This is a genomic window from Collinsella sp. AM34-10 (genome assembly GCF_003469185.1).
Taxonomy (GTDB): domain Bacteria; phylum Actinomycetota; class Coriobacteriia; order Coriobacteriales; family Coriobacteriaceae; genus Collinsella.
In genome coordinates this window covers 138,906-156,344 of sequence record NZ_QSIL01000004.1, presented here as the reverse complement: position 1 = coordinate 156,344, position 17,439 = coordinate 138,906, and the positions used below count along the sequence as shown (strand labels likewise).

Sequence of the window (17,439 nt, the reverse complement as noted above, 5' to 3'; positions counted from 1 at the left end):
CATTCCATGTCCAACCATCAGCACACGCTTATCATCGACGGAACCTCAGGCATCAGCGGCGATATGACCGTCGCGGCCCTGCTCGACCTGGGCGCCAGCGAGGAGCACCTGCGCGAACAGCTCGCCACGCTGCCGGTCGATGGCTTTGAGATTGCCGTGACGCGCGTGAACAAGCACGGCATCGACGCCTGTGACTTCGATGTTCAGCTTGCGGCCGAGCTGGAGAATCATGACCACGACATGGCTTGGCTCTACGGCAACGAGGCAACTGCTGAGCACACGCACGAGCATGGACATGGGCATGGGCATCATAACCATGGGGAGCACGAGCACTGCCACGAGCATGACCACGAGGGCCACCATCACGCCCACCACCATCACCACCGTTCTTTGGCGGACGTCACCGCTATCATCGATGGCTCGCAGCTAAGCGATGGCGCCAAGCGTCGTGCCCTCGCCATTTTTTCCGTACTCGCTGCTGCCGAGGCCAAGGCTCACGGCAAAACGCCCGACACCGTCCTGTTTCACGAGGTGGGCGCCGTCGACTCCATCGTCGACGTCTGCTCTGTCGCCATCTGCCTCGACGACCTGGGTATTGAGGACATCGTGGTCGAGTCGCTCTCCGAGGGCCACGGAACCATCCGCTGCGCCCACGGCCTCATGCCCATTCCCGTCCCCGCTGTCGTCAACCTGTGCCAGGCAGGCAATATCGCCCTCACGCCCGCGCCGGTCGCCGGCGAGCTCGTGACGCCCACGGGCGCCGCCATCGTCACCGCGCTGCGCACGTCCGAGCACCTGCCAGTCCGCTACCGCATCGAGGCCGTCGGCTACGGCGCCGGTAAGCGCCCCTACGAGGGCTGCTCCGGTACACTCCGCTGCCTGCTCGTTCACGCGGACGCATAGCCATGGATGCCCGCAAGGCAAAAAGCCGTGCCGCCATCGTTGCGGCGTTCTCCGAGCTCCTGTGCGAGGAAGATTACGGCAAGATCACCGTCGGCGTCATCATCGCTCGCGCCCATGTGGGTCGGGCCACGTTCTACGGCCTCTTTAAAAGCAAAGATGACCTGCTCGCTGAGCTCGTGCGCGATATCTGCACCCATGCCCTCGACAATGACGGTACGCCCCTCGATGACCCACTCGTACAGGTCGAGCATATCCTCAACAACCTCTGGAATCGTCGGCAGGGTGTACGGGCACTGGTAGCCGGCGCCGGCTCACGCGTCTTCGCCGACTGCCTACGCAAGACCATCATGTCACGAGCAGCCGAAACCGTGCCCGTCGACCCCTCAGGCCCCGCCGGCACCATGGACCGCAGCTTCCTACTACACCACATAGCCTCAAGCTTCGTAGCCACCGTCCAATGGTGGGCCTGGCACAACTTCCAAGCAGATAAGGCCGATGTGGCAAAAGATTACCTATCAGCCATAAAACCCCTCTTCAACTAAGTAAGTAAGCCTCTCATCCCAAAGCACCGCCCCACCCCAAGGCGCCACGCATCCCAAAGTGTCACTCGCACCTCAAAGCGCCTAACAACAAAGTGCCCACCACATCCAAATTCAGATATATATGTTGGTTGCTTGTTCGAACGCAACTGGATTCCCGCAGGGTCCGGCATAGGTTAACTTTCCGCCGCACTCCGCAGGACGCAAGAAGCTCCCGCCGCACGAAGTGCGCAGCGGGAGCTTCTTGCATGTCCGAGGACGCGGCGGAAAGTTAACCTATGCCGGACCCGGGCGTTATATCAATTGTCTTGGACTAGAACATGCCCAAGAAACCGTGCACAAACAGCGCGGCCAGAGCGGCACCGACAAACGGAGCGATGCCAGGAACGAGCAGGCCGTACTTCCAGTTGTTGTCAGCCTTGTTCTTGATCGGCAGCACCTGATAGGCCATGCGAGGACCAAGGTCACGAGCCTGGTTCATGGCGAAGCCGGTGATGCCGCCCATGCCCATGCCAACGGCCCAAACGATCAGGCCGACGCAGATGGCGAGCATCAGAACGTTCTCGCCGGCGCGGTTAGCGGCAGCGAGGATGGCGCTGATGAACACAAAGGTGCAGATAGCCTCGCAGAAGAAGTTACGGGCGTAGTTCGTACCCTCGGTGGTGGGGTTGGTCGAGAAGATGTTGCGCTGGGCAATGGGGTCGACGACGCCATCGGAAGCCTTGAACTCATCGGCATACATCAACCACGCGATCACGGCGCCCGCAAAGCCGCCGAGCATATCGGCAATCATGAAGGGAATGCAGCTGCTCCACGGCACCAGGCCTACGATGCACTGGGCAAGCACCATGGCGGGGTTCATGCACACGGCGCCGCCAAAGACAAACAGGCAGACCGAGATGCCAAAAGACCAGGTGGTGATGGCAAACATGTGGCCGGAGCCCTGATACTTGGTGCCCTTGAGCACGGTATCGCAGTGCACGCCCACGCCAAAGATGATCATGAGGGCCGTTGCGCCGAATTCACAGAGGAGTTTGGTAAGCATAAAACCTTATCTTTCTTGTCGGTTACAAACGATTCGTTTAGGCCGCGCACTAGTGCTGCGCGACGACAACGCCCAGGCCATCGGGAATGACGGCCACCTTGGCATCGGCACCCTTCATCTCAAAGGCGAGCTTGAGCGCCTCCTCGAGGGTGTTGACCGGCGTCATGTGCATATCCTTGATCATCTGGTGATCGCACAGGTCGGTGACCATGATCACAGGGTGATGCGCCAGGATGCGGGCAAAGATCTGGCTCGTCCACTGATCGGGCAGGGTCTCGTCCTTAGGACGGTCGATGCAGGCGCGCTCAAACTCCGCCGGGTCGTTGTCGGCGATGTTGTGATAGAAGCCCTCGCCGCCGTGACCGTCGGCACAACCGGCGACATCAATGATCACGCCGCCCTCGGGAAGCGTGGCCTCGGCAGCGCACATGCCCTTCACGGCCTGATAGATGTTCTGGTCGAGCGGGTAACCGCCGTTGGTGGTGATGGCAATCTCGCACTCAACGGGCTCAACGCCGGCAAGGCTCTTCACGAACTCGCAGCCAGCCTCGTGCGCCTTGTGGATGTCACCGGCAAAAGAACCGATGACCTCGTGCTTGCCGTTGAGCACCACGTTAAGCACAAAGGCGAGGTGGGCCATCTCGGCGGCGGCGAACATATCCTCGCTCACGTGGTTGTGGCACAGGTTGCCGGCACGCGAATGGGAATCGTTCACAAACTGACCGTTGTGGTTGTACATGATGGTCTTGTAGCTGGCGATACCGGGCAGCACGGACTTGCGGCTGCCAGAGAAACCGGCAAAGAAGTGCGGCTCAATGAAGCCCTCTGCAAGCAGCAGATCGCAATCGGCGGCAATCTTGTTGATGATGCACTCGCCACCAGAAGGCAGGGTACCGATCTTTTTCATCATGCTGTCGTCAGTCGCGACGTGCATAACGATTTCCTCGTTGGCAACGATCTCCTCGCCATACTTGTTGACGAGTTCCTCGTGTGTCGACGGACGGTGCATACCCGTAGCAACCAAAATACGCACGCGAGCCTCGGGCGCAGCGGAATGGATGTGATGCAGCAGAATAGGCATCGTCACACGCGAGGGAACGGGACGCGTATGATCGGAGCTAATGATGACAATATCCTTCTTGCCAGCACAAAGCTCCTCGAGCGAAGGCGAGCCATAAGGGTTGGCAAGCGACTCCTCTACCAGCTCTTCCTGCGATTTTGTAGTCTTAAACTCGTTTTGATGACCTTCCATCACACCCGCGAAGTTCTTATCCTCGAGCTCCAGATGCAACGTCTTGTGGTCAAACGGCAGTTCACATTCAAACAATGACGAGCGCCCTCTTCCTTTCATCTAACACACTAGATAAACCGTTGGAAGGATACGCCGCTCACCGAAAAACTCCACCGTACACCGAGTCATTAACACAACGTTCATATTTGACCCACAACAAAACGGCCGCGACCCCAACCGGGACCGTGGCTGCTACAGTCGTAAGGCGAGAAGCGCGCCATCTTTCCCCAGCCAGTAATCCGCCGAAGACCGGACATCGCAGGGCCCGCCATTAGTTTACTTTTAGGCACACTCCGCAGGACGCAAGAAGCCCTCGCCGCACTCCACATTAGGCGCGAAGCGCACTTTATTTTCATCAGCTTTAATCCCTGAAGACCGAGGACGAAGGGACCCGACGGGTTTCCCTCTGAATGCATTCCGCAGCACGAAGCCCCCTTATCCGCAGCTCCGAAGGAGTAGGATAAGGGGGCTTCAAGTGCGAGGACGCATTCAGAGGGAAACCCATCGGGTCCCGGTGAGAGCTACAGGGCTATCGATTACCCCGTGTTCTGCAATCCTGCCGAGACGCCGGTCACAGTCGAAAGAATCAGGCTCATGTACTCGGCCTTCTTCTCCTCGGCCATCTCGTCCTGGTTCATACGCACCTCGCGAAGGGCGCGGACCTGGGCGATGGACAAGGCGTCGACGTAGGGGTTGCGCACGCGGACGGCGCAACCGAGCACGCGGCGGCGCTGCAGCGGCCACTCGTCACCGACGATGGCAAGGACCCACTTACGCGTGAGCTGCATCTCGGTGAAGACCTTCTCGGACAGATCCTGGCGATCGCCCAGGTGCAGATACATCTTGGCGATGCGCTGGTCAGTCTTGGCGATCGACATCTCGATGTTGTCGATAAAGGTACGGAAGAACGGCCACTCCTGGTAGGCAGCCTTAAGCTGGTCAAGATCGCCCAACTGCTCGCAGGCGGTGCCCAGGCCGTACCAAGCGGCCAGATTGATGCGCGCCTGGCTCCAGCTGAAGATCCACGGAATGGTACGCAGGTCATCGAGCGACTTGGCGCCCAGACCGCGCTTGGCGGGACGCGAGCCGATCGGCAGCAGACCGACTTCGGTCAGCGGCGTCACGGTCGAGAACCACGGTGTAAAGTCCTCGGTGTTCAGCAGGTCCAGATAGCGCTCGTGGCTTGCGGCGTTGAGCTTCTCGGCCATATCCCAGAACTTCTGCGTGGTCTCGGTGTTGATCTTCTCGACACTCGGGGCCGACTGCAAAAGCGTTGCGGCGGCAACGGACTCAACATGGCGCTGAGCCAGCGTGCGGTTGCCGTAACGGGCAAAGATGACCTCGCCCTGCTCGGTGAGCTTAAAGAAGCAGTTGACCGAACCCTTGGGCTGCGCCAGCACGGCCTTGTTGGCCGGGCCGCCGCCACGGCCCACGGCACCGCCGCGACCGTGCATGAGCACCAAGTCGATATCGTTCTTCTCGGCCCACTTGGCAATGCGCTCCTGCGCGGAATGCAGCGCGAGCATGGCCGTGGTAGGACCGGCGTCCTTGGAGGAATCGGAATAGCCCAGCATAACCTCCATGCGACGGTTGGTCTGGGCAAGACGCTTCTGTACCACGGGCAGCGTAAGCATCTGGTCGAGCACGTCGACGCAGCCCTCGAGGTCCTCGAGCTGCTCGAATAGCGGGATCACGTCGAGCTCGGGGACATCTTCCTCGTGTGCGAAGGACAGGTGGGCCAGCTCGAAGACGTCAGCCACATGCTGGGCGCTCTTGGTAAACGAGATGATGTAGCGGTGCGCCATCTTCTTGCCGTAGCGCTTTTGGATGGAGCCGATAGCACGGAAGGTATCGATGACTTCGCGCGTCATGGGCTGCAGGTCGCCATGGATACCGTTCTCGTGGATATCCTTGAGGGCGCGGGCATGCACCACGGAGTGCTGACGGAACTCCATCTCGACCATATGGAAGCCGAAGGACTCGACCTGCCAGATGATGGTCTGGACCGGGCCGTAGGCAGCACGGACGGCACCGCAGGCGGCCAGCGAGCGCTGGACGACGCGCAGGTCATCCAGGAACTCGTCGGCGCTGTGGTACATGGTGTCGGTGATACGGCGCACGGTGGCGTTCAGACGGTCGGCCATGACGAGCATGACGGCGCGATGCGGCTCGTGCTCGGAGATCAGCTCGGCGCGGGCCGTGTACCGAGGGCTCATCTCGACCTGATGGTTCCACAGGTTAATGAGCTCGGCAGAAGGCTTGCTGTAGGTGGCCTCGAGCGTAAGGTTGCGGCCGATGCGGCGGCACTTGTCCTCGAGCTTGAGCACCATATGCGTGAAGTACTTGGCGGCGACCTCGCGGCTCACCTTGGCGGTGACGTTGGGGTTGCCGTCGCGGTCAGAGCCGATCCAGCTGCCGGGATGGAAGAATGCCGGGCACAGCGGCGGCACGGTGCCGGCCTTGTCGCCCAGCACCCAGTCGTCAAAACGACGATAGATAACGGGAATGACGTCGAACAGCGTGTTATCGAAGATGTCGATGATGGTATCGGCTTCCTCGACCGGCGTGGGCTTCTTCAACGCGATGGGGCTCGTGCGAACCAGGGCGTCGATCTCCTGCAGCATGTGGCGCTCGTTCTCCACCAGGTCGGAGCCGCCCAGACGCGGGCGCTCCTCCAGCAGGTTGGAGATACGGCGGATCTTGCCCTCGACGGCCTTGCGACGGGCCTCGGTGGGATGCGCGGTAAAGACGGGGTGGAACTCAAGCTTGCCAAGCAGCTCGTTGGCGCCCTCGACACCCATCTCGTTTACCAACTGGTGATAGGCGACGGTGAGTTCGTTGGCGGGATCGACCTCGGTATCGGTCGATGCGCCGGCCTCGCGCTCGCGCAGCTGCGCCACACGGTAGTTCTCCTCCGACAGGTTTGCCAGATGGAAGAAGCTCGTAAAGGCGCGGACGATAACCTGCTGCTTATCGAGCGGCAGACTGTCGATCAGATCAACGACCTCGCGAAACGCCACGGCGGTGGGCTCGTCGGCAGTGGGCACGCCCTGCTCGTCGACGGACTCGTCGGCAGCACGAGTGCCGGGGTTTCCGGCGTTGGCCACAATCTCGGCTGTCAAAATCTTGTCGAACAGGTCCGCGATCTCGGGATCATACTCGCTAAGCACACGGCGCTCCAGGCGCAAGAACAGCGCCAGATTGTCGCGCAGCTCCTCGGGGATCTCGATCTCGGCGAGACGCTCCTTGGACTCGGCATTCGAGCCGATTCGGTTAACGAGGCGGTTGACCACGGCAGCGACGCGCGCCGCGGCTTCGGGTACAGACTGGTTGCTTAGGTTCTCAGCCACGTTTCCTCCCATTCCTCCTTCTATGCACGTAACATGCGGTATTCATTATAGGCACTCGGCAAAAACTTTCGGAGCTGATTGCGCTTTACCACAGAAAAGTATTTTCTGCATTGCAAGGGTTTTTGCCCTAAATGGTCGTATTTCTCGGTGGGCGGCATATGCAAACGGGAGCATTCCGCATAAATGCGAAACACCCCCGTAACAATCGCTCTCAATGAGCTGAGCGTTTTAGTGAGTCCACAGCTCAAAAATCATGCGCTACAGGCGCTCACGAACCGCCTCGACCACGTTGGCCAGATCGACGAGAGCCTCGTCATGGCTCTCCATGTCGCGCACCTTGACCTTGCCGGCGGCAAGCTCGTCGCCGCCCAAGACCAAAATGAGCTTAGCACCCACTTTGTCGGCCTGCTTAAACTGAGCCTTGAGCGAACGACCCTGATAGTCTGCCTCGGTCACGATACCTGCGGCGCGAAGCTCCTGCGTAATGGCAAAGACGTTCTGGCGCAACTCCTTGCCGGCGTTGGCGACGTAGACACACGGGGTCTCATCGGCGCCCAAGTCGCTGCCAAAGGCCTGCAGGGCCAGCAGGGCGCGCTCAAAACCGACGGCGAAGCCGACGCCAGCCGTGGGCTTGCCGCCCTCGAGCTCGACCAGGCCATCGTAGCGGCCGCCGCCACCGATGGAGCCGACGCCGGCACCAGGGGCCTCGACCTCAAAGACGGTACGGGTGTAGTAGTCCAGGCCGCGCACCAGGGTGGGATCCTCGACATACTCGATGCCGGCGGCATCCAAATAGCGCTTGACCTGCTCGTAGTGCTCGCGGCACTCATCGCACAGGTTGTCGCCCATCAGCGGTGCGTCAGCCATAATCTCGCGGCAGTGATCGTTCTTGCAGTCGAAGGCGCGCAGCGGGTTAAGCTCGGCGCGCTCTCGGCACTCATCGCACATCTCGTCGGCGTGATCGAGAATGAACTGCTTGACCTGCTCGCGATAGGCCGGACGGCACTGGGCATCGCCCATCGAGTTAATGAGCAGACGAAGCTTGGAAAGATCGAAACCAAGGCGCTTGTAGAACTCCATGAGCATGATGATGCACTCGGCGTCTGCCGCCGGATCGGGAGCGCCGAGCCACTCGATGCCTACCTGGTGGAACTGACGCAGACGCCCCTTCTGGGGACGCTCGCCGCGGAACATGGCCTCGGCATAGTAGGCCTTAAACGGCGTGGAGCCCTGGGGCACCAGGTTGTTCTCCACGACGGCGCGCACCACACCGGCCGTGCCCTCGGGGCGAAGCGCCAAGCGCTGCTTGGGCTTGAGCTTGGTATCGGTACCCTCGGTAAAGACGCGCTCCAGGTTGGCGCCGCTAAACACGCGGAACATCTCCTTGCGCACGACGTCGGTCGATTGGCCGATGCCGTGGACAAACACGTCCACCTGCTCGATGGCGGGCGTCTCGATGGGCTTAAAGCCAAACGGCTCGAACACGCCGGCAGCAATCTGCTGCATCTTTTGCCAGGCGCGCATCTCGGCGCCGATAAGGTCGCGGGTTCCCTCCGCCTTCTGTGCCTGCATGGGCAAACACCTTTCTTTTGTATCGCGTCATAGATAGTGGACATTATACGGCACAAAGCAGCAACGCGGCGGCGCGTCTGACCGAACGAGGGTATGGGGACTCGTTCGGCCAGATGCGCCGCCGCTGTTTGTGACCCGTTTTCCTCCGTCCCCTTCGGATCACGTGATCTGTTGGGGACGGAGGAAAACGGGTCATTTCGTAGGCCCGTGACCGCCTTGGAAACCGAATGATGGTACGAGCATCCATTCGGCTTCCAGGGCGGCCACAAACAGAACGGGGCAAACAGAAAAGAGCACGTAGACCTGCCACAGCTCACCGACAAAGCTCATGCCGGCAAGAACGGCAGAGGTGGCGATAACAGTGAGGGAGCCCAAAACGCGACCGCTCACCTTGTCGGCCACATGACCGATCACAAGTGAGCCGATAACGCTCACAACGGTAGAGATGGCGTTGGAGATGTTGTACTGCGCAAGAGAAATGCCCAAGTCGCTGACGATGAGCGGCTGAAACAGGCTCATGCAGTTGACGAAAATCGTGTAGCACGTGGCCATGATGACAAAGCCGGAGGCCACGACGAGCCAACCTGGGAAGAACTTACGCTGCTGGGGCATTGGTTACTCCTTGTGGTCGGCGATATAGCCCAAAGCGACGGCGGTATAAGCCGCGGCACCGAGGGGAAGCTCGGCATCGTTAAAACGTGCCTTGGGATGGTGTTGGGCAAAGTGTTCGTCCGTGTCGGTTACGGCCGCGCCCACGGTAAAGTACGCACTCGGAATCTCGCTCGAGATAAGCGCGAAGTCTTCACTCGCCATGGCATGGAAAAGCGGCAAGAAAGCCGCCTTGGGCAGCACTGCGCCCACATAGCCAAGCGACGCCTGAGTCATATCGCTGTCGAGTACAAGCGGCGGAACATCCGAAAGCGTCTCGATGGTCGCCGGCGTACGATATGTTGCAGCAACGCCGTTAACGACCTCGGCGATGCGGGTCTTGAGGTGAGCCATGAGCTCAACATCAAAGCCGCGCAGCGTTCCCTCGAGCACGCAGGTGTCGGGGATGACGTTGGCCGCCAGGCCGCCAGCAAACTTACCGACGGTAAGCGCGACCTCCTTGGCCGCCGGCACCTCGCGAGAGATGAGCTCCTGAAGCGCCAGATGCACATGGACGCCGGCCGTGATGGGGTCGATGCAGATCTCGGGGCTCGAGCCATGGCCGCCCTTGCCCTGCAGCGTGATGCGAAAACCGTACACGCCCGAGAGCGCCGGGCTGCCGTAGAGCACCAGGCCAAGCGGCGACTGGCTATTGACATGCATGGCGAAGGCGGCCTGGGGACGCGGGTTCTGCAGCAGACCGTCGGCGATGGCGGCGCGGGCGCCCTCGAAGGTCTCCTCGCCCGGCTGGAACAGCAACTTCACCGTGGCGTTGGCCTCCACAAGCTCGGCCTCGCGGGCCTTGAGCAAACGGGCCGCACCGAGCAGGGCCGTCGCGTGCATATCGTGGCCGCAGGCATGCATGCAACCGTTGGTGGAAGCGAAAGGCTCGCCCGATTCCTCGGCAACGGGCAGCGCATCCATGTCGCCGCGCAGCATAACGACCGTACCGGCCTGTTCGTCCGCGCAGACGCCATTGCCCTGGGCCGCGGCGGCACCGGCGCCGACAAGGCCCACAACGCAGGAACCATCGACGAGCGTGGTATGGGGGATGTCCATCTCGTCCAGACGTGCCTGGATATAGGCAGACGTCTGCGGAAGATTGTTACCGAGCTCGGGCATCTGGTGTAGATCGTGTCGCCACGCAGCGAGCTCGTCTGCAAAAGCCTGAGCTTCTGCGACAAGACCGTCACCGATAGCGGTCTGCGCCGCTGTGGTAGCCTGAGGCGCTGGTTGCGGTTGAAAATCGGACAGAGCTGGTGCCATAGATGCCCTCCAGTAACGTTTTTGCAGCACGCACTTTGATAGCGTAAAGTGCAAGGCACAACTGTAAGGGCATGACATAAAAAATGCCGCCCCAGGAGGGCGGCGCAACAAGTTGTTTACAATTGCGGGCGCGGCTTTCGACGCAAAAAATCAAAGTGAGTCTCGCTCAAGATAATCGACAGGAAGATAAGCACGAAGCCGGCGAGCAGGCGCGAAGTGAGCGCCTCCCCCATCAGCAGTACCGAAAACAACACGCCCGAAGGCGACTCCATCGAAAGGAGCAGCGAGCCCGTCGAGGCCGGGACATGTGCCAGGCCGACGTTTTGGATGAGCAGAGCCACGCATGTGCAGCCCACCGAGAGAAACGCCATCACACAGATAAAATTCGGCGTCCACACGGACAGAGGCGCCTGGGTCTCGAATAGCAGCGACGAGATCAGGCTCAGCACGCCATTGCCCACAAACATCCAAAACGTGATGACGTTGATGTCCATTTTGCGACCGTACTTGGCGGTCACCGCCATCTGGATGGCGAAGAAGACCGCGCCGCCCAGCGTAATGGCATCGCCGATGTTGAACTCGACGCTATCGAGCGCCACCAGGCCAATGCCCGCCAAGCACAGCAGTGCTGCACCCAGGTTATAGCGGGTGAGCTTTTCGCCGCTTAGGAAATAGCTCGCGAACGGGACCAGAATGCAATAAGTGCCCGTCAAAAAAGCGTTCTTGCCCGCCGTGGTGTGCGCCAGACCGACTGTCTGCAGAGCGTAGGCGGCCCACATAAGTGCGCCCATTCCAAGTCCGACGATAAGGTTGCGGGCGTTGAGGTGCGCGATGATGCGCTTGTAGAAGATGGCAAACATGACCAACGCCGCAGGCAGAAAGCGCACGTAGAGCAGTTCAAACACCGGAATAGTGTCGAGCGCGTCCTTCATAGTGGTAAAGGAGTAGCCCCAGATAATCGCCACCGAAAGCAGTAGAACTTTCCAGAACAACGGCGAACGAGCACCGGCGCCACGGGAGGCGCCGCCCGCACCCAGGTCCTCGCGAGCAACAGGGCTATCGGGCATCATTTCGATATTGTCAGTGACATGCTGGGGCATAGGGCATCCTCGCGCTCAATCTGGGCGTGGTGTCCGCACGCGCTTGACCGCATGCCGCCTCATGGTCAAATAAAACAGGGCGCACCGGACCCCCGGCACGCCCCGCTACTGTAGCAACAACCAAGCAACCCACGCAATTCACTACGCTAAAGCGCCTTGTTCCGCCGTTCTACCGAACGGCGGACCGGCCGACGCTGCGCGAGCCGCATTCACGCCAATCTGACGTTCAATTTCAAGGGCGCGACCAGAAGGTCAGTGCCCTTTCATTTCACGTCACCTTGGCGCAAATGCGGCTCGCTCGCTGGCATTGCCGCAGCATCAGCGTTTACATTGTTGCGCTAGATTAATTTAGTACTCTCCAGCTTTTCGATGATCCAGTCGTTGGCTTTGATGACCGGGCGGCGGAAGACGACGCCTAGGGCCAGCGACGGAATCAGATAGCTCGCCAGAATACCCAGCTCAACCCAGTACTCCATATGGTAGGCGCCGGCCATGGCAGCGTGCATGGCGTTGATGCCATGGGTAAACGGCAGGAACGGATAGATCGCCTGGAACACGGGGCCGGTCATCTCGATGGGAAACGTTCCGCCCGAACCGCCGACCTGCATGACCAACAGCACGACGGCGAGCGCCTTGCCGATATCGCCAAACGAAACCGTAAGCGTGTAGACGATATTGGAGAACACGAGACTCGCGACCCAGCCAGCCAGCACAAACTGCAGCGGGTTGTCGCACTGAATGCCAAAGAACAGGATGTCGCCCGCGCACACGAGCGTCGCCTGCAGCAGAGCCAAACCGCCAAAGAACAGGTAGCGACCCAGGTAGATCTCGTGCAGACGCACGGGGATGAGCTCGTTGATGAGCTCATCGTCAACCGAGACCTTCATCATGGCCGCCAGTACGATCGAGCCGACCCATAGCGACAGAATCGTGTAGAACGGCGCCATGGCCGAACCGTAGTTGCGGATCGGATAGACCGGCTTGCGGTCGAGTGCGACGGGGCCGGAAAGCGACACGGCCAGACCCTCGGGATCTTTGCCGATCATCGTCTTGATCGTAGCGAGGTCATCCGACATCAAGGCGCCGTCGAGCTCGTCCTTAAACGCGCTGATCTTGTCCGACGCCTCGCCCAGCTGATCAGAAGCCTTGTTGACCAGCTTTGCAGCCTTGGAGAGGCCCTTTGCCAGCGAACCGGATGCGTCGGTCAGGCCGGCAACAGCGCTATCCAGGTCGCCCGAGATGCCGTCGAGTGAATCCAACACGCCCGAAATAGTTTTCTTGAGCTCCTTGGCCTTGACCGAGAACGTGGAATCGTAGTCAGACTTAGCGCCCGAGATGCCCGCCTTGGCATCGGCGATGGCCTGGTCGACCTCGGCACGCGTGCTGTTGACCTCTGCCATGCTGTCGGAAAGGGACTTTGCGGTTGCCCTCAGGTCGTTGGCATTGTTACGATACTCCGTCGCGATCCTGCCCAGCGATGTAGCCACAGACTTGAGGCTGTCCCGGAGCTTTTCGTCACTCACCTGATCGGCAAAGCTGCGGAGCTGGTCGGCCGTGTCGTCGATTTCCTTGGCACGCGATTCGAGTGCCGACGCGGCTTCGTTGAGCTGGGTCACCGTAACGTTGACATGCTGGTTCGCGGCATCGAATGCCTTCGCAAGCTCGGCGGACACGTTGTCAAACGAGCCCGCACTTCCGTCAATCGCGGCGTTGATGGCGTCGTTGGCGGCCTTGAGTGCTTCCTTGGAATCACTAATGCCGCTCTCGGCGTGCTCCATCAACTGCTTGGTAGATTCATCGACCTTACCCGTCTGCTGGAGCATACCGCTCGCCGACGTCAACGAATCGGAGGTCGAGCTCAAAATGCCCGCCAGCGACGAAGCATTGGCCTGAACGTCCTGCAGGTCCTCGACCGAATCGCCGAGCGTCGAGGACAGGTTGGCGATAAAGTTACTGACCTGATCGGTGCTCATGTAGTCGAGCAGGCTGGCCACCGTCTTAAGACCGATGGTCGTGATGGTCTCGGTAAAGGTCTCGTTAACCTGGCTCTGGACGGCACTCGAACCCTTCTCGGTCACAATCTGCGCGATGGCGTTGGCCTTCTGGTTCTCGTAGAACTCGATATCGGCGTGCTTCACGTCGGTCGAGAACAGCGTCATCATGTCGGCGCTAAACGTCTTGGGGATCACGACGGCGGCATAGTACGCGCCCGACTTAACGCCCTCGATAGCCTTGTCTTTATCATTGAGCACGACCCAGTCGAAGTTCTCGTTACCGCGCAAGGCTGCCGTCACGTTTTCGCCCGCGTTGATCTCGACGGGAATCAGGTCGCTCTCGTAACCCTCATCGGTGTTGACCACGGCAATCTTAAGATTACCGGTGTTGCCGTACGGGTCCCAGCTGCCGGCGATGTTAAACCACGCGTACAGGCACGGCACGATGATGAGGCCCATCACGACGATCATGCCGATCACGGAGCGAGACACGTTTTGGACATCGCGCTTAAACAGGTGCAGGATGTTCTTCATTTATGCCTCACCTCCTTTGGAATGCTTTCCGAGCGGGGCAGTGCCCCCATCATTTGTTGCAGCGCTATCGGTGCCCTGAGATTTTTGGTGCGAGCCGATATGCGGCAAGCGGCCCGTGGACTGGTCGCCGTCCTTGGAGCCACGCTCACTGGCATTGAGGCCAAACATACGACGAGCAGCCGGGATGGCGGCCGTGTGCTCGCGCATCTCGCGACGCAGGTCCTCGTCCGAGAGCGCCGAGATGCGCATCTGGGTATTGAGGCTCGCGCGAATGTACTCGATGTTAATGAGCCAGCCGCAAATGGCAATAACCGAGATGATCCAGATGACCAACAGGATGATCTTGCCGTTGTTGTCCAAGTCGAGAACCGTCGACAGCACAAAGAGCAGAACCTGTACGCCCACCACGGCGGCAAATCCACCCTTGATGTAGTAGGGGTAACGGTGCTCAAAAGTCACCGCATGGTCGAGCAGCTCACGACGGTACGAATCGGAATCGAGCATGACGCGCATGGCCGTGCGCAGCGAGTAACGCTGGCGCGGCATATCGTTGGACTCGCAAATCATGAGGCCCGTCGTGGCAAGCTGTTTATCAAAGAGCAGGTTGAGGTTGAGCAGCAGCGGACGCAGCTGCAGGCCGATAAAGAGCGCCACGATCAAGAACACGCCCAGAATGCACAGGTTAAACAGATAGTTGAACGAATACATGCCACCGACGGTCTCGCGCAGCAGGTTGATGCCATAGGTGAAGGGCAGCAGCGGATGCAGCCATTGGAAGAAGCCGGGCATCATCTCGATGGGATACATGCCCGACGAGCCCGGAATCTGCACGATGACGAGAATGACACCGATTGCCTTACCGATATGCTTAAACGTGGTGGACAGCGCATAGATGATGTTGACGTAGGTGAACGAAATAGCGATGCCGCCCAGCACAAATAGGAGCGGACTGACGCACTGTACGCCAATGACCAGATCTCCCACCGTAACGATAATGGCCTGCAACGCGCCCAGGATCACCAGGAGCAACCAGCGGCCAAAGTAGCCCTGACGCGCGGTAAAGCTGCCGATGCCCTCGCGATCGACCTCGAGTTTATAGATGGCGATGAGCACGTAGCCGCCCACCCAGAGCGCCAGGTTGGTGTAGAACGGGGCAATACCCGAACCAAAGCTCTTGACCGGGTAAATCGATTTGGTGGTCAGCTCGACCGGGGATGCCATAAAGTCGGCAACGTCATCGACGTCGACGTCCATCAGCTCGGCCAGCTCGCCCATGGACTCGGAGGTCTGCAGCGCCGCGATGTCGTTGGCGGCGGTTGCAAGCTTGTCCTGGACTTTGGCAAGCGAGGTATCGGTCTGCGACAGCGTGGTCTTAGCCTGCTTGAGCGTGGCATCGAGCTGCGAAAGCGTACCGCGCGCACTTGCAATAGTAGGCGTGAGGCCAGACACGATTCCCGTCAGATCACCCGAGACGGCGGCAAATGAATCAAGCGCGCTCGAGGCCTTCGGCAGCGCGTTTTGACCCAGGTCCGTCTGGGCCTGGCCAAGGTTGGTCGCACCGGTCTGGATTGCGTTATTGATAGCGTCGCTGGCACCCGAGACAGCCGCGGCGTCATTCGTCATGGCGCTCGACTGTGCAGACAGACCGTCCTTGATGCTCTGAAGCTTTTCATTCTGCTCGCGGAGCAAATCGATGGTCGACACAATGCGCGCGTCAATTTCCTTGGAACCTGTTGACGTGTCATTGACGAGAATTTCCAAGTGCCCGATAACGGCCTTATTGTGGTCGATCGTCGCCTGGAGAGACTCGAGCGAGTTGTCGATGCGGGTGGTCGTAGATGTGATCGTGCCCGTCAGCTTGCCAATCGCAGCGTTCGCGGAGGCTGACGTCTTGGTGAGCGCAAGGCTGCCTTCCGAGAGCGCCTTGGAGAGCGAGGCGACAGAGTTACCCGCCGTGGCGCGAGCCTCGCCCAGCAGGTCGTTGCCCTGGGAGATCGCCTGCGTCAGCGACGGCGCCTGACCCTGCAGACCGGCAAGTGCTGCATCTGCCGAGGCAATGGAACCGCTCGTCTTATCGATGGCGGCATTCATGTCGCCAATCGAATCGCGCACTTCGCCCAACGTGTCAGAAGCCTCTGATACCGAACCGGCCAACGAATCCTGAGCCTGGGTTGCCTTGTCCTTTAAATCGACTCCGGCATCCTTGGCAATACTGGCAACGGTCTCACCCACCGTGGAGACGAACTCCGAGTTAATCTGCTGCTCGATGGTGTTTGCACCGGTGTCGGTAACCTTGGGTGCAATAGCGCTCTTTTTCTCATTGACGTAGTACGTAAGCTTGGGCTGATGGTAGTTGCCGTCGAGCATCGAGACCAGGTTATCCGAGAAGTTCTTGGGGATTACGATGGCCGCATAGTACTCACCGCTCTCGACGCCCTCCTTGGCGTCGGCCGCCGAATCGACGAAGGTCCAGCCCAACTGATCGTTCTCCTTGAGCTGATCGACGACCTTATCACCCGCGTTGAGCTCACCCACCAGGTCGTTTTGGGTGCCCTGATCGTTGTTGGCGATGGCAATCTTGATACCCTGAGTGTTTCCGTACGGATCCCAGTTTGCCACGATGTTGTACCAGGCATACAGCGAGGGAATAACGCACACGCCGAGGGTAACCACCAAGGCGACGGGGTTCACAAGTAGTCGCTTAATGTCGCGCTTGAATATCGCAAAGGAGACCTTTGCATCGGATAGTTTGCTGCCGAGACTCACGCTTGGGCCATCCATCCTGTCGTTGAATCAAATCGTACTATCGACAACCATTGTACGTAGGCGCTTAAGCGTCTCAGAGCACAATGGTATTGAGTTTTGCGGGTAGCAATATACTACGAAGACGAATTAACGTACAGTTGTACAGTATCTTTAATTTCAGCAGGTCACAAAACCACAACCCGCACAAATTAGCAATTCAAATAGCATCGGGGACGTTCTTAAACGACTAGTCAAACAAAAACGCCCCCAATGACTACTTAGGACCACGAAAGCGTCGCTGGTTGAGCATAAGTCAGCGAAAACGCCCCTAAGCGAGCAAGGTGACGCGAAAGAGGAGGGAAGCGTACTTCGGTACGCGACCGACGATTGAACGTCAGATTGCCGCTTAGGGGCGTTTGCAGCGTCGAGCTGTTACGCGGTTTGGTAAAACC

Annotated in this window: 11 protein-coding genes; 2 read left to right on the top strand and 9 right to left on the bottom strand. The window is 59.6% G+C overall.

Annotated elements, in window-relative coordinates; genetic code table 11:
• The first annotated feature begins 6 nt into the window (after nucleotides 1-6).
• Both DW823_RS05320 and DW823_RS05315 read left to right on the top strand, forming a co-directional pair.
• Nucleotides 7-903 carry a LarC family nickel insertion protein gene (locus DW823_RS05320; RefSeq protein WP_118080868.1) on the top strand — a complete coding sequence of 299 codons (897 nt, stop codon included), beginning with the start codon at nucleotides 7-9 and terminating at the stop codon, nucleotides 901-903.
• A 2-nt stretch (nucleotides 904-905) separates the two neighbouring features.
• A complete protein-coding gene (locus tag DW823_RS05315; protein WP_118080866.1) occupies nucleotides 906-1,445 on the top strand; it encodes a TetR/AcrR family transcriptional regulator in 540 nt (179 codons plus the stop codon).
• 310 nt (nucleotides 1,446-1,755) lie between these two features.
• On the opposite strand, the gene larD is transcribed toward DW823_RS05315, so the two are convergent.
• From larD to DW823_RS05270, 9 genes are all read right to left on the bottom strand, one after another.
• Nucleotides 1,756-2,487 (bottom strand): D/L-lactic acid transporter LarD, encoded by a 732-nt coding sequence (gene larD / locus DW823_RS05310; RefSeq protein WP_118080864.1) that lies wholly within the window; start codon nucleotides 2,485-2,487, stop codon nucleotides 1,756-1,758.
• 49 nt (nucleotides 2,488-2,536) lie between these two features.
• Nucleotides 2,537-3,814: a nickel-dependent lactate racemase gene (larA, locus tag DW823_RS05305; protein ID WP_233504063.1), complete on the bottom strand. Its 1,278-nt coding sequence runs from the start codon at nucleotides 3,812-3,814 to the stop codon at nucleotides 2,537-2,539.
• 500 nt (nucleotides 3,815-4,314) lie between these two features.
• Entirely contained in the window at nucleotides 4,315-7,128 is a 2,814-nt protein-coding gene (locus DW823_RS05300) for a phosphoenolpyruvate carboxylase (RefSeq protein WP_369831703.1), read from the bottom strand.
• Nucleotides 7,129-7,386: 258 nt separating this feature from the next.
• Nucleotides 7,387-8,700, bottom strand: coding sequence for a histidine--tRNA ligase (hisS, locus tag DW823_RS05295; RefSeq protein ID WP_118080858.1), 1,314 nt, complete (start codon nucleotides 8,698-8,700; stop codon nucleotides 7,387-7,389).
• 192 nt (nucleotides 8,701-8,892) lie between these two features.
• Nucleotides 8,893-9,312 carry a hypothetical protein gene (locus DW823_RS05290; protein WP_199574353.1) on the bottom strand — a complete coding sequence of 140 codons (420 nt, stop codon included), beginning with the start codon at nucleotides 9,310-9,312 and terminating at the stop codon, nucleotides 8,893-8,895.
• A 3-nt stretch (nucleotides 9,313-9,315) separates the two neighbouring features.
• Entirely contained in the window at nucleotides 9,316-10,614 is a 1,299-nt protein-coding gene (locus DW823_RS05285; protein ID WP_118080856.1) for a M20 family metallopeptidase, read from the bottom strand.
• A 116-nt stretch (nucleotides 10,615-10,730) separates the two neighbouring features.
• Nucleotides 10,731-11,714, bottom strand: a complete 984-nt coding sequence (locus DW823_RS05280) for a DMT family transporter (RefSeq protein ID WP_118080854.1) — start codon at nucleotides 11,712-11,714, stop codon at nucleotides 10,731-10,733.
• 338 nt (nucleotides 11,715-12,052) lie between these two features.
• The gene (locus tag DW823_RS05275; protein WP_118080852.1) at nucleotides 12,053-14,242 is read right to left on the bottom strand and encodes a YhgE/Pip domain-containing protein; all 2,190 of its coding nucleotides are present in this window, start codon (nucleotides 14,240-14,242) and stop codon (nucleotides 12,053-12,055) included.
• Nucleotides 14,243-17,008 carry a YhgE/Pip domain-containing protein gene (locus DW823_RS05270; protein ID WP_233543002.1) on the bottom strand — a complete coding sequence of 922 codons (2,766 nt, stop codon included), beginning with the start codon at nucleotides 17,006-17,008 and terminating at the stop codon, nucleotides 14,243-14,245.
• Nucleotides 17,009-17,439 lie beyond the last annotated feature (431 nt).

Bases quoted from the DNA above. Each gene is read 5' to 3' on its own strand.
- larD (WP_118080864.1), bottom strand. From the start codon at position 2,487: ATGCTTACCAAACTCCTCTGTGAATTCGGCGCAACGGCCCTCATGATC.
- hisS (WP_118080858.1), bottom strand. From the start codon at position 8,700: ATGCAGGCACAGAAGGCGGAGGGAACCCGCGACCTTATCGGCGCCGAG.
- DW823_RS05315 (WP_118080866.1), top strand. From the start codon at position 906: ATGGATGCCCGCAAGGCAAAAAGCCGTGCCGCCATCGTTGCGGCGTTC.
- DW823_RS05280 (WP_118080854.1), bottom strand. From the start codon at position 11,714: ATGCCCCAGCATGTCACTGACAATATCGAAATGATGCCCGATAGCCCT.
- DW823_RS05320 (WP_118080868.1), top strand. From the start codon at position 7: ATGTCCAACCATCAGCACACGCTTATCATCGACGGAACCTCAGGCATC.
- DW823_RS05275 (WP_118080852.1), bottom strand. From the start codon at position 14,242: ATGAAGAACATCCTGCACCTGTTTAAGCGCGATGTCCAAAACGTGTCT.
- DW823_RS05290 (WP_199574353.1), bottom strand. From the start codon at position 9,312: ATGCCCCAGCAGCGTAAGTTCTTCCCAGGTTGGCTCGTCGTGGCCTCC.
- DW823_RS05285 (WP_118080856.1), bottom strand. From the start codon at position 10,614: ATGGCACCAGCTCTGTCCGATTTTCAACCGCAACCAGCGCCTCAGGCT.